15 protein-coding genes, 3 tRNA genes, 1 pseudogene and 1 other annotated feature are annotated in these 22,361 nt (G+C 36.9%); of the genes and pseudogenes, 18 read left to right on the top strand and 1 reads right to left on the bottom strand.

The window, feature by feature from the left end; all coding sequences use genetic code 11:
* Positions 1 to 416 precede the first annotated feature (416 nt).
* The 13 genes from APF76_02100 (at position 417) to APF76_02040 (ending at position 16,085) form a co-directional block, all read left to right on the top strand.
* A complete protein-coding gene (locus APF76_02100) occupies positions 417 to 1,700 on the top strand; it encodes an adenylosuccinate synthetase (GenBank protein ID KUO52934.1) in 1,284 nt (427 codons plus the stop codon).
* A gap of 377 nt (positions 1,701 to 2,077) precedes the next feature.
* Positions 2,078 to 3,757, top strand: coding sequence for a lactate permease (locus tag APF76_02095; GenBank protein KUO52933.1), 1,680 nt, complete (start codon positions 2,078 to 2,080; stop codon positions 3,755 to 3,757).
* Positions 3,758 to 4,069: 312 nt separating this feature from the next.
* Positions 4,070 to 5,449, top strand: a complete 1,380-nt coding sequence (locus tag APF76_02090; protein KUO52932.1) for a glycolate oxidase subunit GlcD — start codon at positions 4,070 to 4,072, stop codon at positions 5,447 to 5,449.
* A gap of 14 nt (positions 5,450 to 5,463) precedes the next feature.
* A complete protein-coding gene (locus APF76_02085) occupies positions 5,464 to 6,753 on the top strand; it encodes a hypothetical protein (GenBank protein KUO52931.1) in 1,290 nt (429 codons plus the stop codon).
* A gap of 78 nt (positions 6,754 to 6,831) precedes the next feature.
* A complete protein-coding gene (locus APF76_02080) occupies positions 6,832 to 7,431 on the top strand; it encodes a hypothetical protein (protein KUO52930.1) in 600 nt (199 codons plus the stop codon).
* A gap of 45 nt (positions 7,432 to 7,476) precedes the next feature.
* Positions 7,477 to 9,675 carry a hypothetical protein gene (locus APF76_02075; GenBank protein KUO52929.1) on the top strand — a complete coding sequence of 733 codons (2,199 nt, stop codon included), beginning with the start codon at positions 7,477 to 7,479 and terminating at the stop codon, positions 9,673 to 9,675.
* 174 nt (positions 9,676 to 9,849) lie between these two features.
* Entirely contained in the window at positions 9,850 to 10,551 is a 702-nt protein-coding gene (locus APF76_02070) for a GntR family transcriptional regulator (protein ID KUO52928.1), read from the top strand.
* A gap of 64 nt (positions 10,552 to 10,615) precedes the next feature.
* Positions 10,616 to 10,691, top strand: a tRNA-Lys gene (locus APF76_02065).
* A 13-nt stretch (positions 10,692 to 10,704) separates the two neighbouring features.
* Positions 10,705 to 10,779 (top strand) — tRNA-Glu (locus APF76_02060).
* A 6-nt stretch (positions 10,780 to 10,785) separates the two neighbouring features.
* Positions 10,786 to 10,861: transfer RNA gene (locus APF76_02055), tRNA-Phe, on the top strand.
* Between the two features lie 226 nt (positions 10,862 to 11,087).
* A complete protein-coding gene (locus APF76_02050; GenBank protein ID KUO52927.1) occupies positions 11,088 to 11,819 on the top strand; it encodes a hypothetical protein in 732 nt (243 codons plus the stop codon).
* Between the two features lie 87 nt (positions 11,820 to 11,906).
* Positions 11,907 to 12,085, top strand: a binding site (cobalamin riboswitch).
* 131 nt (positions 12,086 to 12,216) lie between these two features.
* Positions 12,217 to 13,272, top strand: coding sequence for a nicotinate-nucleotide--dimethylbenzimidazole phosphoribosyltransferase (locus APF76_02045; GenBank protein ID KUO52926.1), 1,056 nt, complete (start codon positions 12,217 to 12,219; stop codon positions 13,270 to 13,272).
* A 170-nt stretch (positions 13,273 to 13,442) separates the two neighbouring features.
* On the top strand, positions 13,443 to 16,085 hold the full coding sequence (locus APF76_02040; GenBank protein KUO52925.1) for a hypothetical protein: 2,643 nt from the start codon (positions 13,443 to 13,445) through the stop codon (positions 16,083 to 16,085).
* On the opposite strand, the gene APF76_02035 is transcribed toward APF76_02040, so the two are convergent.
* A complete protein-coding gene (locus APF76_02035) occupies positions 16,079 to 17,413 on the bottom strand; it encodes a guanine permease (GenBank protein KUO52924.1) in 1,335 nt (444 codons plus the stop codon). The two genes, APF76_02040 and APF76_02035, sit on opposite strands and share 7 nt — an antisense overlap.
* A gap of 137 nt (positions 17,414 to 17,550) precedes the next feature.
* Here APF76_02035 and APF76_02030 point away from each other — a divergent pair, with 137 nt between their 5' ends.
* The 5 genes and pseudogenes from APF76_02030 to tuf all read left to right on the top strand — a co-directional run bounded on the left by APF76_02030 (position 17,551) and on the right by tuf (position 22,361).
* Entirely contained in the window at positions 17,551 to 18,372 is an 822-nt protein-coding gene (locus APF76_02030; GenBank protein KUO52923.1) for a hypothetical protein, read from the top strand.
* Positions 18,369 to 19,478 (top strand): o-succinylbenzoate synthase, encoded by a 1,110-nt coding sequence (locus APF76_02025; GenBank protein ID KUO52922.1) that lies wholly within the window; start codon positions 18,369 to 18,371, stop codon positions 19,476 to 19,478. Before APF76_02030 ends, APF76_02025 begins: the two co-directional genes overlap by 4 nt.
* 223 nt (positions 19,479 to 19,701) lie before the next feature.
* Positions 19,702 to 20,208, top strand: a complete 507-nt coding sequence (locus APF76_02020) for a hypothetical protein (protein KUO52921.1) — start codon at positions 19,702 to 19,704, stop codon at positions 20,206 to 20,208.
* A complete protein-coding gene (locus APF76_02015; protein ID KUO52920.1) occupies positions 20,192 to 21,469 on the top strand; it encodes a hypothetical protein in 1,278 nt (425 codons plus the stop codon). Before APF76_02020 ends, APF76_02015 begins: the two co-directional genes overlap by 17 nt.
* A gap of 179 nt (positions 21,470 to 21,648) precedes the next feature.
* Positions 21,649 to 22,361 (top strand): annotated as a pseudogene (gene tuf / locus APF76_02010).

Raw genomic sequence — 22,361 nt, 5'->3', positions numbered from 1 at the left:
TCTATTCAAGAGGCACATACGATTCAGGTATGTTGTCCCCTTCCAAAAGTTGACTATCAAACATAGATATGGTAAAATGTTACGGGTTGAGAAGAAATATACAAAAAAAGGTGGTACTCAAATAGAAGGCTAATTTCTAAGTCTGTATTTGAGTAATTTTATGTAAAAATGCTTGTGTAAGGCAATATAGTGAACTCGTTCAGCCAAACCCGAACATTGGGGAATCAGATGGAGACTCTACTCCACCTGGTTTAGAGTCCACTTATAGTAGTGGGGGTCTTAACCCATATTGAATATTTTTGGATAAATGCTACGATGTTTAAGAAATGTGTAAAATAAATATTAAGATATTAATAGTTGAAAAGGGTAATGATATTATAAAGGGCCTGAGGTCTAGTTATGGAGGTGAACTGCAAATGTCTGCAGTTGTATTGGTAGGAGCCCAATGGGGAGATGAAGGAAAAGGAAAGATCACAGATTTTTTAGCTGAGAAGGCAGATGTTATATGTAGATATCAAGGGGGAAACAATGCAGGTCATACAGTAGTGGTAGGTAATAAAACTTATAAGTTACATTTGATTCCTTCTGGGATCTTGTATCCAGGTAAAACGTGCATTATTGGTAGTGGAGTTGTTCTTGATCCGGCCATTCTATTCAAGGAACTAGAATATTTAACAGAAAATCATATTGATAGTAATTCATTAAAGATTAGTACAAATGCACATCTTATTATGCCATATCACCGATTATTAGATGAGTTACAGGAAGAGAAACGAGGAGACTTTAAAATTGGTACTACTAAAAGAGGTATTGGTCCATGTTATATGGATAAAATCTCTAGATTGGGAATAAGAGTTATTGATGTAATGGATTCAGAAGATTTTAAAGGAATCCTTGGTAGAAATTTAGAGGAGAAAAACTTCTTTTTAGACAAGATTTATGGGCATAAAGGCTTTGATTTTAATGAAATGTATGAGAATTATCTTGAGTACGGGCAAAAGATGAAACCATATTTAGTTGACTGTTCATTGCAGATAAATACTGCTCATAATGAAGGTAAGGATATTCTTTTTGAGGGTGCCCAAGGTACATTATTAGATGTGGATCATGGTACATATCCATTTGTCACATCTTCGAACCCTACATCAGGTGGAGCTTGTATAGGCTCCGGAATTGGGCCCACAAAGATTAAAGGGGTTATAGGAGTAGTAAAAGCATATACAACAAGGGTTGGGGAAGGGCCGTTCCCAACTGAATTGAATGATACTATAGGTGAGCAATTACTCAAGGCAGGACAAGAATTTGGCACTACCACAGGGAGAGCCAGAAGATGTGGTTGGTTTGATGCCATTATTCTCAAATATTCTGTACGTATTAATGGGATATCTCACCTAGCTATCACAAAGCTTGATGTGCTAGATGAACTTGATGCAATAAAGATATGTGTGGGTTATAAATATAATGGGGAATTATTAAAAGAGTTTCCTCAATCCTTGAAAAAACTTGCTGACTGTGAACCTGTATTTGAAACCTTGCCAGGATGGAAACAGTCAATTTCAGGGCTTAGTGACTACAAGAAACTACCACCTAATGCTAAAAGATATATTGAAAGAATAGAAGAGTTAGTAAAGGTTAAAGTAAGTATAGTTTCTACTGGACCCGGAAGAGAAGAGACGATGGTTATTGATAAAATATTCTAGAGGATAAGTGGAGAGCAATTCCTGTCACCAAGAAGGGATTGTTTTTTTAGTTGTTTATTACCAATTTATGGGGAAGCTATAAGAATATTTTATAGAAAATAGAAAAGAATCTGACTTTTTAAGAAGGAATCTTACCAGAAACGTATAATATATCTGTTAAAGGTGGTCGGGAAGGATACTTGTCCGATGGTCGGACCATTCGGCCAGGACGACGGTTCTTAAGGTCTTTTTAAATTTTAGTTTCTAAAATCAATTATAACCTGACTACCTTGAACAGTTTGAAGGGGGTGGAGAATAAGGAGCATAGTTGGGAAAGGCTGTATACTATATACAAGCGTACAGTTTTAAGAATGGTATAAAAAAAGGAGGATTTATTTATGGCGTTTTTGGCTTTTACACCTATACTAGTGGTATTCATTTTCTTAGTATTCTTAAGATGGCCAGCAAAACATGCAATGCCAGTCGCGTGGGCATATACAGGAATTATGGGTTTGTTCGTGTGGAAGATGGATATAGTAGATGTTGCTGCTTCTAGTATACAGGGGGTAATTGTTGCAATTACTCTTCTATACATTGTATTTGGTGCTATCTTATTACTTAATACCTTAACATATAGTGGTGCCGTTACTACTATTCGTCGTGGCTTTATGGATATTACTCCTGACCGCAGGATTCAAGCTATAATTATCGCTTTCTTGTTTGGTGCCTTTATTGAGGGTGCCTCAGGTTTTGGTACTCCAGCTGCTGTTGCCGCTCCTCTGCTAGTGGTTGTTGGTTTTCCGGCAATGGCTGCTGTTTTAGTATCATTAATAATTCAAAGTACTCCAGTTTCCTTTGGTGCAGTTGGTACTCCAATGCTTGTTGGTGTAAGGACAGGTCTTGATAACCCTGTTGTCCATGATTATATTGGTGTTGCAAGTGCAGCTGATCCTCAATTTCTGGACTATGTTTACTCTGTTGCTGCAAACGTTGCAGTATTTCATGGTATTATTGGAACATTGATACCATTAGCAATTTGTATGATGTTAACAAGGTTCTTTGGCAAAAACAAATCATTTAAAGAAGGGCTAGAAGTTGCTCCATTTGCAATTTTTGCTGCTTTATGTTTCACAATTCCATATATGCTAGTAGGTGTATTCTTAGGACCAGACTTTCCATCATTATTAGGTGGTTTAATAGCTCTACCAATAGTTATTACTGCTGCCCGTAAAGGCTTTTTAATGCCAAGCAAAATATGGGACTTTCCACCAGAAAAAGAGTGGGAATCTGATTGGATGGGTACTTTAAGGCCGAAGCTAGAGGAAGAAAGAGCCAATATGACCCTTATCAAAGCATGGGTTCCATATATTATAGTGGCTGTATTGCTTGTACTTACAAGAATATGGACGCCGCTTAAAGGCTTCTTGACTGGAGAAAGTACTACTTTTTGGGTACGAGATATATTCGGAACTGGAATTAGTCAGAACTGGCAAATTCTATATTCTCCAGGTTCGGTTTTTCTTGTAGCTATTGCCATTACTTTCTTTATTCAAGGTATGAAGGGGTCGGAAATGTCAGAAGCACTTTCCGTATCTCTTAAAACTATGGTTGGAGCAAGTGTTGCTTTAGGTTTTGCAGTACCTATGGTTCGTATCTTTATTAACTCTGGTATGAATGACGCAGGTCTGCTTAGTATGCCTATGCAGTTAGCCCAAGGTGTTGCTTCAATTGCAGGAGGTGCTTGGCCAGCACTTGCAGCTGTAATCGGTGCTTTAGGAGCATTCATTGCTGGAAGTAATACGGTTAGTAATATGATGTTTTCATTATTCCAGCATGGTGTTGCTACTGAGATTGGTGTAAGTGGTGCAACGGTAGTTGCTCTCCAGGCTGTTGGTGGAGCTGCTGGTAATATGATTTGTGTTCATAATGTTGTTGCTGCCTGTGCTACAGTTGGTCTAGTTGGTGTAGAAGGTAAATTAATTAGATGGGCATTAATCCCCATGACCTATTATCTTATCGCTACAGGTATCCTAGGTATTCTGGCTATATATGTTTTAGGCATTGGTTTTGGATTTTAAATAACAGATTAAGAAAAATATGAGGAGTATATGACAAATGCGGGAGGTTTTTTTCCGCATTTGTCTCAATTTTATGTTTTAATACAAATCTTATGGAATCATTCTTTAACTATTAGTCAATTATAAGTATAACTATTATTAAGTCGCAACTATCTAACCTATGCTAATGATAATTAGTTTTATTAAACAGAAGAACATGGTACAATATAGTCGTCAAATAAGATAACATATAAGATAATACTACCTGGTTTGGTCTGACCACTAGACTGCTAGAAATGTATATAGTTCTATTTAAACGAAGGGGGTTTTTCAATGGACAAAAATATTATTAATGAGTTGACCAACCTGCTGGGCCAAGGCAACGTGATTACTGATAAAGAATCTCTTCATTGCTATTCTTACGATGCTACTGCCGATATGCCATCAGAAATGCCTGATGTAGTCGTTACCCCGAGCAAGAAAGAACAAGTTGTAAGTATTGTAAAATGTGCTGCTAAGCATAAAGTGCCTATGTATACAAGAGGTTCTGGGACAAATTTAAGCGGAGGTACTATACCAATTAAAAAGGGTATAGTTATGTCTATGCTAAAGATGAATAACATCCTAGAAATAGATTCTGAGAACCTGACAGCTACTGTAGAACCAGGAGTTGTTATTCAAAATCTGAATGATGCAGTAGCTAAGCATGGCTTGATTTATCCACCAGATCCAGGAACAGTTACTACCGCAACCATGGGTGGCAGCGTGGCGGAGAACTCCGGTGGCTTAAGGGGCCTTAAATATGGTGTTACTAAACATTATATAATGGGTCTTGAAGTAGTTTTGGCAAATGGTGAGGTCATGAAATGTGGCGGTAAAACTGTGAAAAATGTTACTGCTTATGATATGGTTAAGTTGTTTACAGGCTCAGAAGGAACTCTAGGAGTTACTACTGAGATAATTGTAAAGCTAATACCTGCACCTGAAGACAGAAAAAGTATGTTAGCAGTATTCAATAATCTTGATGATGCAGCTAAAACAATAACAGGTATTATTGCTAATAAGGTTATACCTGCTACTTTAGAAATAATGGACAATGTAACTATTAGGACAGTCGAGAATTATGCTAAAGTTGGATTACCTATAGATGCAGAAGCAGTTCTATTAATAGAGGTAGATGGCATTCCAGAAGTGGTAGTTAAAGAAGCAGAAGCTGTAGCAAAGGTATGCAAAGAGAACAACGGCGAACTTAGAATAGCAGAAACTGCAGAGGAAAGAGAAAAGTTGTGGACTGCTAGAAGGGCAGCTTTACCGTCTTTAGCTCAGGTAAGTCCAACTACTGTTTTGGAAGATGCAACTGTTCCTAGAAGTAAAATACCTGATATGTTAAAAGCTTTGAAAGAGATTGCTAAAAAGTATGACTTGACTATTGGTACTTTTGGTCATGCAGGTGACGGGAATTTACACCCTACTATCCTAACTGATGAAAGAAATAAGGAAGAAATGGAAAGGGTGCATAAAGCTGTAGATGAAATCTTTACAGTTGCCTTAGAATTAGGTGGTACCTTATCAGGAGAGCATGGCATTGGAATAGCGAAAATGAAATATTTGGAGCAAGAGTTTGGAGCCGTAGGTATTGAGGCTATGAAAGCAGTTAAAAGGGCTCTGGATCCTGATAATATATTTAACCCTGGCAAAATTGTTAATATCTAAAGGGGGAATTAAGCATGGCAATCTATGATGATCTTAAAAATATTGAAAGTGAAATTATAAAATGCATGAACTGTGGCAACTGCCAGGCTGTGTGCCCTATTTATAATGAAACACATACAGAAACAGGTGTAGCCAGGGGCAAAATCCAACTAGCTAAAGGCTTACTTGAAGGAAAGTTGGAATACACAGATAAAATGGCTGAGATATTAAGTCTTTGCTTAACATGCAGGGCTTGCGGAGCTAATTGTCCTTGTGGTGTTCAGCCTGAAAAGATTATTCTTGCTACCAGGGCAGCTATGGCTAAGAAAAAAGGAATCCATCCATTAAAAAGAAGAATCTTTGATGTTCTTAAAAGACCAAAACTATTTAAGTTTGGTATGATAGCAGGTAGTAAGTTTCAAGGTATGGGGATGAAAAAGGTCAAGGGGAAAAACCTTGCGTCACCTAGATTGCCAATTGGGTTAGATATGAGGAGAGTTATTCCTCCATTGGCAGATAGGTATTTGATTAAAGAATTACCAAGGGTTAGTAAAGTTGACAATCCTAAATATAAAGTAGCCTTTTTCATAGGATGTGTTAATAACTATATCTATACGGATGTAGGTAAGGCAGTTGTAAATGTTCTTTTAGCTAATGATGTTGAAGTTATTATACCTGAGCATCAGCACTGTTGTGGTATCCCAACCTTAATGCACGGGGATGTTGATACAGCTAAGAAGATTGCAAAATACAATTTAAATGAGCTTAGCAAAGAGAATGTCGACTATATTGTTACAGCTTGTGGAACGTGTGGAAGTGCCCTGTCTCATCATTATCTTGATTTATTGGCAAATGAAGGTGGATATATAAATGTAGCAAAAAAGATAGCGCCAAAGGTATATGATATTTCTGAGTTTTTGGTAGAAGTTATTGGGTATAAAAAACCACAGGGGGCTATTAAGGAAAGGGTAACGTATCATGATCCTTGTCACCTTGTTCGAGGGGATAAAGTGGTAGCTAAACAGCCAAGGGAGATTTTAAATTCAATACCTGAACTGGATTTTGTAGAAATGTCCAAGCCAGATCGTTGTTGCGGAAGTGCCGGTTCCTTTAGTTTGACCCATTATGAAATGTCTAGCTCGATTAGAAACAAGAAAACTGATGATATTCTGTCAGTTAAACCCACAATGCTTGTAACAAGCTGTGGTGCTTGTAGGATGCAGTTGGAGGATGGCCTACATCAAGCTGGAGAAGATATTCCAGTACGTCATGTAGCCCAATTGTTAGAGATGTCATATGAAAATGCAGAAAAGAAAAACAAGTAAATATGTAACTAGAATTCAGATGAAAACCGAAAATCCATCTGAATTTACATCACCTTATATATGGAGGAGTGAGAGTATATGGGTCAAGTAGCTCAAATTATAGACTGGCAGAAGAGTATTCCAGCAAACCAGGATATTGAAGTGTTATTTAATACATTTAAAGAAAAAGCAGAAGCTCTTACAGTTAAGGTCATCAGATGTTCATCTGTTCAGGAAGCTGAAAATGCTGTCAATAGAGAAATTAAAGAAGGCGGCTATCAGAAAGTGGTAGCAGTACCACTTGAGAAAATTAATTTTGATAATGTTAAGAAACAGGCTGAGCAAGATGGAGTTGAATTTATTACAGACCTAAATAGAGATGTTGTGGAAAAAGCTGACCTAGGTATTACCGAATTTGATCTTGGCATAGCTGGCTTAGGTACAATTGTGCAGGATGCTACAGATGTGTATAAAAGGCTAGTTTCCTCCTTAACTCCAACTCATTTAGCCATTATAAATACTAGGTCATTAGTGGAAAGCTTTGAAGATTCGTTAGATGTTATTCAAAAGACCTATGGAAACCAAGTGCCTGGATATATATCTTACATTACAGGGCCAAGTAAGACTGCTGATATTGAGCGGGTATTGACCGTTGGTGTTCATGGCCCTGGACGACTGATAATTGTATGTGTTGAGTAGGGTTTTAAAAAACTGAGCAATTTTGGTTATGGGGGAGTGTGAATTATGCCTATAGATCAAGCATTTAAAAAAAGTGTTAATAAAGCACTTAATGATCCTAATTTAAGAGGTGCTTTGGGAAAGTTTGGAGACGAATTCCCAGTTTCAAGGGAAGCTGTATATACTGGCATTGATTTTGAAGAACTAAGAAGTCAGATTGCTGAATTAAAATCCTCGGCTGGATCGCGTGCTGAGGAATTGGCATGTGAATTTGAAGAAAATATTCTTAAAAAAGGTGGTCACGTTCATAGGGCTGCTGACGGTGATGAAGTAGTCAAAATTTTAACTGGGATTGCACAAGAAAGAAACGCAAAACTATGTGTTAAAGCAAAATCTATGGCAACAGAAGAGATAGAACTTAATGAAAGAATGAAAGATGTTATGGAAATGGTTGAAACTGACCTCGGTGAATGGATTATCCAACAAGTTGGTGAAAAGCCTTCCCATATGGTAATGCCAGCTATTCATTTGAGTAAGGAACGGTGTGCAGAAATTTTTACAGAGGCATTAGGAAAAGATGTTGAACCTGATATTGGATTAATGGTTAAGCTTGCTAGACAGACTTTAAGAGAAAAATTTTTAAAGGCTGATATCGGTATATCAGGATGTAACGTGGCTATAGCTGAAACTGGTACTATGTGTATATTTACGAATGAAGGTAATGGACGATTGTCTACTACTGTGCCACCAGTACACGTTGCAATTTTTGGTTATGAAAAACTCGTAGAAAAGTTCAAAGATCTAGCTCCTATAGCTAAGGCTCTTCCAAAAAGTGCTACAGCACAACCACTAACAAGTTATGTAACAATGATTACTGGGGCTGTACCAACCCTTAAGGATGGATCAGGAACAGAAGTTGTTGATAAGGAACTTCATGTAATTATCTTGGATAACGGCAGAAAAAAGTTATTAAAGGACCCATTATTTAAACAAATAACACAATGTATTCGTTGTGCAAGTTGTCTAAATGTATGTCCAACCTATCAATTAGTAGGAGGGCATGTTTATGGACACATCTATGCTGGTGGTATTGGAGTTCTGCTAACTTCCTATTTTAATAGTATGAAGGATGCAGATAAGCCCCAAGAAATGTGTATTGGATGTGGACGGTGTAAAGAGTTTTGTCCTGGTAAAATTGATATTCCTGGTCTCATAATGGAAATGAGAAATAGGATTAGAAAAGATATACCTTTAGACTTTTTACAAAACTTTATTGTAGGGTCAGTTCTGAAAAACAAGGGACTATTTCATTTTGGAATGCGCCAGGCTTCTTGGGCACAGAAGCCTTTTACTGCAGAGGGGAAGGATGGAAATAAGTTTATCCGTAATCTACCATTAGGGTATTCTAAACTTTCTCATTGGAGGAGCTTGCCCGCAATTGCTCCAAAGCCATTTAGAGATATCATAAAATCCATGAAACAAAATGTGGAGAATAAGAAAGGGACAATTGCTTTTTATGGAGGCTGTGTTATAGATTTTGCTTATCCCGAAATAGGTGAATCATTGGTTAGGGTTTTAAATAAAAAGGGATATGGGATTGTTTATCCACAAGATCAAACATGTTGTGGAGCACCAGCAAAATATATGGGAAGGCAGGATGTGGCTGCAGAGATTGCCAAACAAAATTTAGCTGGTTTTGCAAAAGATGAATACGACTATATTGTTAGTGCTTGCCCAACTTGTACATCAGCACTTAAGCACGATTGGGTTCAGCTATTAGAAAATGATTCTAAAGCAAAGGCTGATGCTGAAAAGATTTCTGAAAAAGCAGTTGACTTTATTAAACTAATCCATATGCTAGATTCAAATGAACAAGGACTTAGTGAAAAGGAAGTTGCAACTACATGTGATGTAGCATGTACTAGTGCAATCAAGGTTACCTATCATGATGCATGTCACTTAAATCGTGGTATGGGTGTTAAGGTAGAACCGAGAGAGATATTAGAATCTTTGTCGCATTTAGAATATAAAGAAATGGATGAAGCTGATCGTTGCTGTGGTTTTGGAGGATCCTATTGTATTAAGCTACCTGAAGTATCCGCAGAAATGTTAAATAGGAAGCTAAAAAATGTACAAAATAGCGATGCTTCAATAGTTGCTGTAGATTGCCCTGGTTGTTTAATGTCATTAAGGGGTGGCCTAGATACTAAAAAGTCAAACACTAAGGTATTACACACGGCACAGATTTTAGATGGCAAATATTAGGATAAAATGCCCTGTTAAGTGCAAACTTTCAGGTTTGTTTTATCGAAATAAGTTTGATTTTATCCTTTTGGGTCGAATTTTGTGTAGACGGTGATAGTAAGAAATGCTACTATTAAATTTAAGTGAAATAAGTAATTTATAATCTACAAAAAAGAGATTAAATGAGGGATATTTATGCAATTTACACCCATTAAACCCAGAAAGATATACGAGCAAATTGTGGAACAAATAAAGGCAATGGTAACAGAAGGAAACTTAAAACCTGGAGACAGACTACCATCGGAAAGAGAGATGGCTGACAGGCTTACGGTTAGTCGAGCTTCGGTTAGAGAGGCACTAAGTGCATTACACCTAATGGGCCTTGTTGAGATAAAATCCGGAGAGGGGACCTTCATTAGGCAGACCAGTATAGATTCAATTATTGAGCCATTAGCTATGATTTTATTAATGGAAAGAGATACAGTATTAGAAATATTAGAGGTGCGTAAGGGGTTAGAGGTTGAGGCAGCTGGGCTAGCTGCTATGAGGCATGACAAAGAGGACCTGGGGAAGATGAGAGAAGCCTTAGATGAGATGCACAGGGACATTGAATCTTTAGAAATTGGTGAAAAAGCAGATTGGAAATTCCATTATACAATAGCCCAGGCTTCCCGAAATGTATTATTGGCAAGGCTAATGAATACAGTATCAGATACCATTGAAAATACAATGCGTACCAGTCGCCAGAATCTTTATGCAACTAAAAATATGCCCAAAACACTCTTAGATGCACACGAGGGAATATATGAAGCAATATCACAAGGAAATTCACTCGAAGCTCGCAGGAGAATGTATGAGCATTTATTGATGGTAGAAAATAATATAGTCATGGAATAGTCTTTTCTTAAAGAAGGTGTTGACACATATTGTCGAATAGTGTAGAATTATAAACTGTTGGTAAGGGCCATTAGCTCAGTCGGTAGAGCACCTGACTTTTAATCAGGGTGTCCCGCGTTCGAGTCGCGGATGGCTCACCATTAATCTCAAAATGGCCCGTTGGTCAAGCGGTTAAGACACCGCCCTTTCACGGCGGTATCAGGGGTTCGAGTCCCCTACGGGTCACCAATATTTGCCTCGGTAGCTCAGTCGGTAGAGCAGAGGACTGAAAATCCTCGTGTCGGTGGTTCAATTCCGCCCCGAGGCACCATATTAATTTAAAAGAGCTAACAAAAACTGTCATTGGAAACTATAACCTGGCAGTTTTCTTGTACAAGGAGACAAATGGACGTTTCGCTTGTCATATAAAAATTTGTTTACATGTTGAATTACCAAATCATGAGACAAAGGGACGTTTCGCTTGTCATATAAAAATTTGTTTACATGTTGAATTACCAAATCATTAAAGATCTTATAGGAATGGAGTAGTGGATTTCATGAATGAGATAAAAGACACTATTGAAAGTACAATCAAAGGAGCTGTAAAGAAAAATTCTTATGGTATTAAGGAACCTTTGATTGGTTACGCCAGCCCAAATGATCATTTGTTTCAAGAGTTGAAGAGATTGCACCCTCATCATTTAATGCCGGAGGATCTCTTAGGGGATGTAAAATCTATTGTAGCTTTCTACTTGCCTTTTGACTTAGAAATTGCCAGGTCCAATAGAGGAGGAAATAAAGTATCAGAAAAGTGGGCAAGTGCTTATATTAATGCAAATTCTCTGATAAATAAAATATGTACATTGTTAACTGATAGGTTAAAGGAACTAGATGTAAAAGCAACATATCAGAAGGCTACTCATAATTTTGATGAAGAAACCTTAAAAGCTGCTTGGTCTCATAGAAGCATTGCTTATATAGCGGGTCTAGGTACATTTGGTGTTAATAAAATGCTTATAACCCCAGTTGGGTGCGCAGGTAGATTTGGCAGTATTGCAATCAATTACTTAATCGAGCCTACAGTTAGACCTGATAAAGAATATTGTTTATTCTATCAGGGAAGAGGTTGCTTAAAGTGTGTAAAAGCCTGTCCAGTTGGGGCTTTGACTGAGAATAGTATTGATAAGTATTTATGTTATGATAGACTTCTAAAGGTAGCTGAAGATTACAGCTCCATGGGACTTGCAGATGTATGTGGTAAATGTATAGGGCCATGTGCTAATTACTAAAATATATGAGATATTATTAACTTTTGCATGAAGTTGTGAATAATTATATTGATATTTATATCGGGTTTAGACTATAATATAAGTATATGAATATCTAATATGTTAGGTGCCCGTAAAGGGGTAATAGGGAAGCTGGTGAAATTCCAGCACGAACCCATCACTGTAACCAACGAGTTAGGCTATACCACTGGACTATATCTGGGAAGGTAAGCCGCGTGACGATTGAGTTGGAAGTCAGGAGACCTGCCTAAACCATATTACTTTAAGGATGATGGAAAAGTTCTTGAGCTGTTATTTAAGCTTGAGGACTTTTTTTTATTAGTTGGGGACATTCCTCAAGGACAGAATATAACTTTAAAAGAGGTGTGTCCCCGTACATTAAAAAGGAGGTAGTAACATGAAACTTATGAAAGAAACGCTAGAAAAAATTGTCAGAACTAATCCAGAGGTAGGAGTAGAAGCACAAAACAGATTGGATAATCTAACGAAGCCACCTGGGAGTTTGGGAGTATTAGAAAAAATAGCAGTAAAGCTTGCCCGTATCCAGAATAATCCAATGCCAACTTTAGGCGATAAAGTAGTTATGACAATGGCAGGTGACCATGGAGTAGTAGAAGAAGGTGTTAGTGCTTTTCCACAAGAAGTAACTCCCCAGATGGTACTAAACTTCCTTTACCAGGGTGCGGCTATAAATGTATTAACAAAGCATGCTGGGTCCAGAGTGATAGTAACTGATGTAGGAGTTGCAGGAGAAACAATTAATCATCCAGACTTAAATAATTGTAGGATTAGAAGTGGCACAAGAAATATGGCTAAGGAATCTGCAATGACAGAAGAAGAGGCTGTTGCAGCAATAGAAGTTGGAATTAAAATGGTTAATAAAGAAATAGATAATGGGGCTACTTTAGTAGGTACTGGTGAAATGGGAATTGGAAATACAACTCCTAGTAGTGCCATTTTAGCATGTTTTAGTGGAAAAGATATTGAACTTTTAACTGGAAGAGGTACTGGAGTAAATGATGCAGGATTGGTTAAAAAGCAGCAGGTAATTAGAAAGGCCCTTGAAGTAAATAAGCCGGATGCAAGTAATCCACTTGATGTCTTGCAGAAAGTGGGTGGTTTGGAGATAGCTGCTTTAACAGGTGTGATTCTAGGAGCATCTGCTAGAAGAATTCCCGTTGTAATTGATGGTTTTATCTCAACAGCAGCAGCACTGATAGCATACAATATGAAAAATGAATGTAAAGAATATATGCTAGCATCCCATGTTTCTCAGGAACCAGGACATAAGATTATGTTGGATATGATGGAACTACAGCCAGTACTATATTTAGATTTAAGGTTAGGAGAAGGCACAGGGGCAGCTTTAGCTTTCCACCTCATTGAAGCATCTGTTAAGATTATTCATGAAATGGCTACCTTTGCAGAGGCTGGAGTAAGCAATAAACAATAATTAGGTAAATGGTGACAATTTCGATTGTCACCATTTTGATTCGCTTAATCTGCATAGGGTAAATGGCCATAATCTTAAAAAAAATTAGTAAATATATGTAGAATAAACAGGTAATTGTAATATTATGTAGAATTCTCAATAATGTCTTTTGTTTTAAACGGAGGTAAAAAATGTATAATACAAGCCAAAGCAAAAATGAAACGGGAATTTACATAACAGAAAACAAGCATTTTGAAGCTCTTTTCAAAAATGCAAGCGATGCTATTATATACTTTGACCTGGAAAATAGAATAGTAGAGGTCAACTCAAAATTTCTAGAGCTATTTGGTTATTCTATTGAGGAAATCAAAGGTAGAAAAATTGAAGATATATTGCTAAGTGATTTAGGAGATGAAACTTATTCTTACGAATATTCCATTGCAGTTGAGACTTCCAAGGAGATATTAGCTGGAAAAGCAAATTCCTTTGAAACAATAAGATACGGCAAGGGAAATATCCCAGTCAATGTTATAGTAAAAGGTGTTCCTGTGATAATTGATGACGCGATAATAGGTGGTTATGGAATTTATACAGATATTACTCCTCAAAAACAAGTAGAAAGTGCCTTAAAAGAGAGTGAGGCACGGTATAGATCATTCTTTGAAAATGCATCTGTAGGAATCGGAGTTTCTAATTTTGCTGGCTTTATAATGAACGCAAATGAGGCTTTATGTAGATTTTTGGGATATTCATTAGAGGAACTCTCAAAAATCCATTTTACTGAGTTTACCCATAAAGCGGATATAGAAAAGGATCTTGCGTTACATAATTCCCTTATAAATGGTGAAATATCTAGTTACGTCATGGACAAAAGATATATTCGTAAAGATGGTCAGGTTGTATGGGGCCGACTAAATATATCTATCATAAGAGAAATCGATGGTGAATTTAAGTATTTAACTACTGCCATTGAGAATATAGATGAAAGAAAATGTGCAGAAGTAGCTCTAAAGGAATCAGAGCGGCGTTTAGCAGATATAATAGACTTTCTTCCAGATCCAACATTTGTTATTGATAAAGATAGCAAAGTGGTACTTTGGAATAGAGCAGTAGAAAAAATCACAGGTGTAAAGGCAGAAGACATGCTAGGTAAAGGAAATTATGAATATTCCTTGCCTTTTCACAACTCTAGAAGGCCTATATTGATAGACATGGTTTTGGATTATGATAAAAAAATGGAAACTGAATATAAGTATATAAAGAGATTTAATAATGATTCGCTAATTGCGGAGGTTTACTCACCTTTCCTTGGTGAGGGAGGTTCTTATCTTTGGGTTAAAGCAACACCGTTGCGCGATATTGATGGAAGTATTGTTGGTGCAATTGAATCTTTTAGGGATACTACTGAGCGTCATAAGTCCGAAAAGGAACTAATATATCAAAAGCAATGTTTCGAGACATTGTTTAAAAATTCTTTTGAGGCGATTACACTTTTGGACAGGAATCACAGAGTAATAGATTTAAACTCGGAATTTCAAAATCTTTTTGGTTATTGTGTGGGAGATATTAAAGGAAAGAATATTGATTCCTTGCTAGCACCTGGGGAAAGAATTACCGAAGCAAAGGAAATAACCAATAAAGTATGTAGTGGGCAACCAGTATCGTTAGAAACAATCAGATATTCCAAGGCGGGCCGACCAATAAATGTACAAATAAAAGGAGTTCCTGTGACTATAGAAAATGAAGTGGTCGGTGTATACGGAATCTATGACGACATAACAGAAAGAAAGCTTCATGAAGAAAGATTGAAATATCTTGGTATGCATGATGTATTAACAACTTTATATAACAGAAATTATTTTGAAGAAACCTTAAGACGCATCGATACCGAAAGGCAACTACCTATAAGTATTATAATTGGCGATGTAAATGGGTTAAAGCTTGTTAATGATGCTTTTGGCCACAATGAAGGTGATAAGCTTCTTAAGAGGATTGCTAAGGTTTTTAAAAAGATATGTAGAGCAGAAGATATAGTATGCCGCCTTGGTGGAGATGAATTTGCATTTATTTTTCCTAAAACAGATGAGTATGTAGCAGAGGAAATTTGTAACCGTATTAAAGATGAGTGTCATAGAGCTGGAGGTGAGCCTATACCCTTAAGTGTTGCATTTGGAGTTGCGACAAAAAAGCTTAATACTGACAATATGCTCGATACTCTTAAGGAAGCTGAAGAAAGAATGTATAGAAATAAGCTTCTAGAAAGTAAGAGTTCTAGAAGTTCCATAATATTGTCACTTCAAAAAACTCTTTCAGAAAAAACACATGAAACAGACCAACATTGTCAAAGGTTGAAGGAACATGCGGTAACTATTGGTAAAGCCATAGGTCTAACAGTTAGTGAACTGGATGAACTAGTTCTTTTGACAACCTTACATGATGTGGGTAAGGTTGCCATTCCCGAACATATTTTACAAAAACCTGGACCGTTGGATGATGAAGAATGGGAAATCATGAAGAAACATACTGAAATTGGACATAGGATAGCCCAGGCTGCTCCAGAGCTGGTTCCTATTGCCGACAAAATTCTTTACCATCATGAACGCTGGGATGGAACTGGTTACCCTCATGGTTTGCGAGAAACACAAATACCGCTTGCTTCAAGAATTTTAGCAATAGTTGATGCTTTTGATGTTATGACAAAGGGAAGACCATATAAAAGAACCCTTACACTTAATGAAGCTTTAATAGAATTAGAAGAATGTGTAGGTACCCAATTTGATCCAGACTTGGTTGAAGTGTTTATTAAAAGTATAGAGATAGGATTTCATCAATAACTAAAAAAGGCAAACTGAATTATGAATAACCCCATTAAGATATACATTACCAATCCTACTTCGTTTGACCTTCCAGCTAAGGTTTTAAAGATTGCGTAAGATGTAAATCCAAAAGCAATGCCTTGCGCAATACTAAAAGTTAGCGGCATCAGAATGATTGTTAAAAAGGCTGGGATCGCTTCTGTAAGGTCAGTAAAATTGATATTTAAAACATCAGTCATCATTAAAACACCAATTAGTATTAAAACTGGGGCTGTGGCAATAGCTGGAACAGAGGTTACAAGGGGAGCAAAAAAGAGAGCGGCTAAAAAGAGTAGTCCAGTTACTAGAGAAGTTAGACCAGTTCTTCCTCCTTCTTCAATACCTGCGGCACTTTCAATGTATGAGGTGGTTGTACTAGTACCTACTACAGCACCAAATAATGTCCCAATAGCATCACTTGTTAGAGCCTTATCCATTCCTGGAACATTACCATCTTCGTCCATAAGCCCGGCCTTTCGAGTAACACCCATAAAAGTTCCAATAGTATCAAATAAATCAACAAATGTAAAAGAGAATATAACTGTAATTAAACCTACTCCTAAAGCGCCCATAATATCTAATTTTAAGAGTGTAGGTCCGATACTTGGTGGTGGTCCAATAATATGAGTAACAGCTATTGGAAGTGTAGCGTTACCTATATTAAATACCATGGAAATTAATGTAATTATAACTACTCCAATCAAAAATGCACCCTTAATTTTTCTAATTACAAGAAAGCCAGTAAAAATTAAACCAAATAATACTAATTGAACACTTGGATCAGAGAGATTACCAAGTCCCACAAGAGTATCTGGATCGGATACTATTATTCCAGAATTATTAAAGCCGATTGTGGCAATAAATAATCCTATTCCTACAGCAATAGCACTTCTTAATGACCTCGGGACTGCTAGAATTATGGCTTGTCTAACTCTTGTGATTGTTAAAATAAGAAAAATAATTCCTGATATAAAAACAGCTCCAAGGGCTGTTTCCCATGGAAGTCCCATTCCTAAGACGATTGTGTAAGCAAAAAAGGCATTCAACCCCATTCCAGGTGCTAAAGCAATTGGAAAATTAGCATACAAACCCATAAGAATAGTAGCAAAGGCAGATGCTAAAATAGTGGCACCAATTGCAGCTTCATGGGGCATACCAGCATCAGCTAAAAATAGCGGATTCACAAAAATGATATATGCCATGGTTATGAATGTAGTAAAACCAGCTATTATTTCCGTTCTTATACTAGTACCATGGTCCTTTAACTTGAAGTAATTTTCCAAGAAACCTTGATTTGAATTTTGCATCTGCTACCTCCCAATGAATCTATTTGAAGATTATTTTACCCATTACACTAAGAGTTATTATAAATCTAATGACTTTTTATATAGGTGTTATGCTAGAATAGAATAATACCAACTGTGAAGGGAGAAGAAAGATAGATATGGATGCAATCATAATACGCCCTTTAACTGAAATGAAAGAATTTCGGGATTGTCATCAACTTCAGGCTATTGCTTGGAATCTTAAAGACATGGAGGAGGTAGTTCCTGATCACCAATTACTTACCGCCCAAAAAAACGGTGGACTCGTTCTGGGGGCTTACCTGGATCAAGAGATGATAGGGTTTAGCTATGGATTTGTTGGTTTAAACCTACAAAAGCAAGTTATCTTCTGTTCTCATCTTTTGGCTGTACTTCCACAGTACAGGGGGCTTAGTATTGGATACAGTTTGAAACTAGCACAAAGAGAAGAGATTTTAAAAAAAGGAATAAGCATCATAACCTGGACCTTTGATCCACTAGAAACAGCTAATGCAAAGCTCAATTTAAAAAAATTAGGAGGTGTAGCAAATACATACTATATTAATCATTATGGAAGCCTTGATGGAATTAATAAAGACTTACCCTCTGACCGCCTGGTAATTGAATGGCATATAAATAGTGAAAGAGTTAGGAGTATTATTCAAGGCAATGATATTGAAATGCCCAGGGAAATTTACAAACCACTTGAGCTACTACCTGCGGAGGATGGTACAGAACCCCTAATGAAAGAGTTTGAAGAAAAAGAAACAATTTTACTTGAGGTTCCCACACAAATTCAAAAAATAAAGAAAGATAATAGCTCACTAGCCTTAAGATGGCGATTTGCACTAAGAGAAGCTATGTGTAATTACTTTGCTAAGGGTTATTACGTTGATAATTTACTTAATATGTCGGATGATTCAGTATCATATGTTTTAAAAAAAGGAGGAGTCCTATCATGAAAATAGAGAAAATTGAAATTAGGCAGGTTGATTTACCATTTATCAGCTACTTCGAAACAAGTTTTGGAAGGGAAGAGGTCAGAGATGCTATAATTATAGGCGTTCATGGAGATGGACTAGTGGGATACGGTGAAGTAGTAGCTTCAGAATTTCCTGGGTATAGTTATGAAACCCTTAGTACTGCTCGGCATATAATTAAGGATTTTTTAATTCCTATTTCCCAAAGAAATAACTGGAATACACCCGAGGAGCTATCTGACCTTTTTGAGGTGGTAAAGGGACATCCAATGGCCAAAGCGGGATTTGAGGGGGCTGTATGGGACTTATATGGAAAACAGCAGGGAAAATCATTATCTCATTTAATAGGTGGAGTTAAAGACAAAATAGCAACGGGAGTTAGCATTGGAATACAGGAGAGTGTTCCAAAACTTGTTAATCTAATAGAGGGTTATCTTGAAGAAAACTATCAAAGGATTAAGGTTAAAATAAAACCTAAATGGGATTTGGAAATGCTCAAGGAGATACGCAAGAGGTTTCCCAATATTAAGTTAATGGCAGATGCAAACTCAGCCTATAGCTTAAGTGATGTTGATCTTTTTGTAGAAATGGAAGATTTAAATCTAATGATGATTGAGCAGCCTTTAAGTCATGATGATATCATTGACCATTCATTTTTACAAAAGGAATTAAAAACACCTATTTGCCTTGATGAAAGCATTCTAAATCCGGAAGATGCAAGAAAAGCCTATCAGTTGGGAAGCTGCAAAATAATTAATATTAAAATTGGTCGTGTTGGAGGGTTAACTAGGTCAATCAGGCTTCACGATATCTGTTCTAATCTTGGAATTCCAGTATGGTGCGGAGGAATGCTTGAAACTGGCATTGGCCGAGCTCAAAACTTAGCAATTGCTTCTTTACCTAACTTCACAATTCCAGGGGATACGTCAGCATCTAAGAGATACTTTCTAGAAGACATTGTTGATAATCTTGCAGCAATCAATCCTGATGGAACCATAGATGTGCCAACAGGACCTGGTATCGGTGTCAACCCAATATTAGGAGTTATGGATAAATTTACCGTTGCAAAAGAAGTCATAAAGCTCTAAAAGACAAAGGAAAGACAAAGGGACGTTTCGCTTGACATATAAAGGAATAATTAGTGGTTAGTTATTTTAATAGGAAAGTTAAAGATCAAAGGGAGTCTTCAATGGGCTTCCTTTAATTTTTTCTCTAGAATTAAATTTCTAAGGTAGATTAATGATAAAATTAGCAAAAGAAAGTGTAACTTTCTTCATCAGTCAAACGTTCTTTATAGGAAGGAGGGTGGCCATGGAAGCAAAGTCTTTAGAAGATGTTTATAAATATTATATGAATGATTTGTACAAATACCTGCTTCAGCTTTCAGGTCACCCTCAAATTGCTGAGGATTTGGTGCAAGATACTTTTATCAAGGCCTATGAACATTTAGAAGGGTATCAAGGGGAAAAAGTACGCCCATGGCTTTTTCGTGTAGCATATAACGCATACATTGATTGGTACCGTAAAAATAAAAAACTAATCCACACAGATCCCCAACTACTAGCAGACCTGAGCAAAGATATGGAAACAGGTCCCGAAGAAGACTACTTAGAGCAAGAGAGATTAAGGAATTGGTTTAGGGTAGTGAATTCTTTACCAGAAAAGGGCAGGCAGGTTATTCTCTTAAGAGATTATTACGACTTTACATATGAGGATATTGCTCAGGTTCTAAAGCTTAACTTATCTAATGTAAAAGTAACTTTATATAGGGCTCGTCAGAAAATTAAAGAGGTGATGGGAAATGAAAATGAGCTGTGAAAAATTTAGACAATTAAAGGATAGATATCTGCAAGGTGTAATAAGTGGAGAAGAAGAGCAAGCGATTGAAAAACATTTAGAAGGTTGTCATGAGTGTCAGCAATTATTTGATGAATGGATTAAAGAAAGTGAAAAACGAAAAATCCTTCCAAATGGATTTATGAATAAAGTAACAACCCCTTACAACAGCCTAGATGATAAAAAACAACAGAGAATTCTCAGATGGGCTAAATACAGAAATCGGTTGAGCATGGCTACTTCCGTACTTCTGCTATTTCTAGTAGCTAGCTTTGTCGGTTCTCTTCTTTCAAGCTTATATTTTACCTTAGGTGGAGAAGGCTCACGTATGTATAGAACACAAAATACTGCAGTTGTCTTAACGGAATTAGCATTTCCCAATGTGACCATGCCTGCTGTTATAACCGCACCTTCTGGTGGTCCACATATATTTACTAGTAGAGGCTGGGGTCACAGCAGCATAAAAATTAAACCCTACTTTGTAGCCCTCGGAGAATATGCATTAGAGAAACAAATTGGAAAAGAAAAACATTCAATAGGGCAGCTAAATATTAATCACCTTTTAATGCTTACAGGGACTAAGTGGCAATGGAAAGATAATGGTTATCAACAATTCTTATATTTTTATCACCCCGATCAAATAACTGAGTTTATTGGTAATGGTATTGATGAAAGGGACCTTGATAATCAAGAGACATGGCAGACATTAGATGCTATATCTGAAGGTACTGTAGCAGAATTAGCTATATCTTTCTTTGAAACCTACTCAATTGACCAGGTAATGAATATGCTAAAAGATTATGATTTAGATATTACGTGGTATGCAGTTTCAACAGGAGTAGAGGGTAAATATGTGTCAGATAGGGATAACAGTCCTTTATCTGCATTTAACGGAGTTTGGGGAGTGCCCCATATGTCCAGCAATATGCTTAATAGCTACAACCCAATCCGCTCAGATGATAGTTCTGCTCGAGAAGGGTATTTTATAAATTCCATTGAGTTTTTGCTTAAAAATGAGAGGATCGCAAAAAAGATATACCGAGGGAATTCTAGAGAATTACTTTTATCCGAAAGATACGAATATGTAAAGGAAAATGGAGTGCAGGTTTATGGTGTAGTGGTTACTGGGCCAACTAAAGAACTATTAAAGCTGCAGGAACTAGAAACAATCCACTCTCCTGCCTTGGGGGAGATTCAGTTATGGAATTGGTTTCACCGAAGCTTTGAAGGGACCCTTTATTAAACATTTTGTGCTTATGTATATATTTGACAGGTAATTTTATATATTATAAAATAATAATGGGTAGATATATAGATTATGTATCTTATTTTGCAATAAATATACTTGAATATGCAAACCAATGGAAACATAAATTCATTAAAATATAAGTGATTTAACTGAGAATAAGGAGGATTTTAGAAATGGCGAAGAAGAAATTTGAGAGGAACAAACCTCACGTTAACGTAGGAACAATCGGTCACGTTGACCATGGTAAGACAACATTAACAGCAGCAATGACAACTTGTTTATCAAAGACAGGTGGAGCAGTAGCAACAGCATACGATCAGATTGACAATGCACCAGAAGAAAGAGAAAGAGGAATTACAATCAGTACAGCACACGTAGAATACGAAACACCAAACAGACACTATGCACACGTAGACTGTCCAGGACACGCTGACTATGTAAAGAACATGATTACAGGAGCAGCTCAGATGGATGGAGCTATACTAGTAGTAAGTGCAGCAGATGGACCAATGCCACAGACAAGAGAACACATTTTACTAGCACGTCAAGTAGGAGTTCCTTATATAGTAGTATTCCTAAACAAAGCAGACATGGTAGATGATGAAGAATTAATGGAACTAGTAGAAATGGAAGTAAGAGAATTACTAACTGAATACGAGTTTCCTGGTGATGACATTCCAGTAGTATCTGGATCAGCATTAAAAGCATTAGAATGCGGATGTGGAGAAGCAAGCTGTGAATGGTGCAGCAAGATAAATGACTTAATGGATGCAGTAGACAGCTATGTACCAACTCCAGAAAGAGACAAAGATAAGCCATTCTTGATGCCAATAGAAGATGTATTTAGTATTACAGGCCGTGGAACAGTAGCAACAGGAAGAGTAGA

Source organism: Desulfitibacter sp. BRH_c19, from assembly GCA_001515945.1.
In the GTDB taxonomy this organism is placed as follows: Bacteria; Bacillota; DSM-16504; order Desulfitibacterales; family Desulfitibacteraceae; genus Desulfitibacter.
The sequence above is the reverse complement of the archived record's forward strand: the minus strand, read 5'-3'. Positions and strand labels throughout refer to the sequence as shown.

Excerpts from the sequence above, each read along its gene's own strand:
- APF76_02030 (KUO52923.1), top strand. The coding sequence starts at position 17,551 with ATGGATGCAATCATAATACGCCCTTTAACTGAAATGAAAGAATTTCGG.
- APF76_02045 (KUO52926.1), top strand. The coding sequence starts at position 12,217 with ATGAAACTTATGAAAGAAACGCTAGAAAAAATTGTCAGAACTAATCCA.
- APF76_02025 (KUO52922.1), top strand. The coding sequence starts at position 18,369 with ATGAAAATAGAGAAAATTGAAATTAGGCAGGTTGATTTACCATTTATC.
- APF76_02095 (KUO52933.1), top strand. The coding sequence starts at position 2,078 with ATGGCGTTTTTGGCTTTTACACCTATACTAGTGGTATTCATTTTCTTA.
- APF76_02090 (KUO52932.1), top strand. The coding sequence starts at position 4,070 with ATGGACAAAAATATTATTAATGAGTTGACCAACCTGCTGGGCCAAGGC.
- APF76_02015 (KUO52920.1), top strand. The coding sequence starts at position 20,192 with ATGAAAATGAGCTGTGAAAAATTTAGACAATTAAAGGATAGATATCTG.
- APF76_02080 (KUO52930.1), top strand. The coding sequence starts at position 6,832 with ATGGGTCAAGTAGCTCAAATTATAGACTGGCAGAAGAGTATTCCAGCA.
- APF76_02050 (KUO52927.1), top strand. The coding sequence starts at position 11,088 with ATGAATGAGATAAAAGACACTATTGAAAGTACAATCAAAGGAGCTGTA.
- APF76_02075 (KUO52929.1), top strand. The coding sequence starts at position 7,477 with ATGCCTATAGATCAAGCATTTAAAAAAAGTGTTAATAAAGCACTTAAT.
- APF76_02070 (KUO52928.1), top strand. The coding sequence starts at position 9,850 with ATGCAATTTACACCCATTAAACCCAGAAAGATATACGAGCAAATTGTG.
- APF76_02020 (KUO52921.1), top strand. The coding sequence starts at position 19,702 with ATGGAAGCAAAGTCTTTAGAAGATGTTTATAAATATTATATGAATGAT.
- APF76_02040 (KUO52925.1), top strand. The coding sequence starts at position 13,443 with ATGTATAATACAAGCCAAAGCAAAAATGAAACGGGAATTTACATAACA.
- APF76_02100 (KUO52934.1), top strand. The coding sequence starts at position 417 with ATGTCTGCAGTTGTATTGGTAGGAGCCCAATGGGGAGATGAAGGAAAA.
- APF76_02085 (KUO52931.1), top strand. The coding sequence starts at position 5,464 with ATGGCAATCTATGATGATCTTAAAAATATTGAAAGTGAAATTATAAAA.
- APF76_02035 (KUO52924.1), bottom strand. The coding sequence starts at position 17,413 with ATGCAAAATTCAAATCAAGGTTTCTTGGAAAATTACTTCAAGTTAAAG.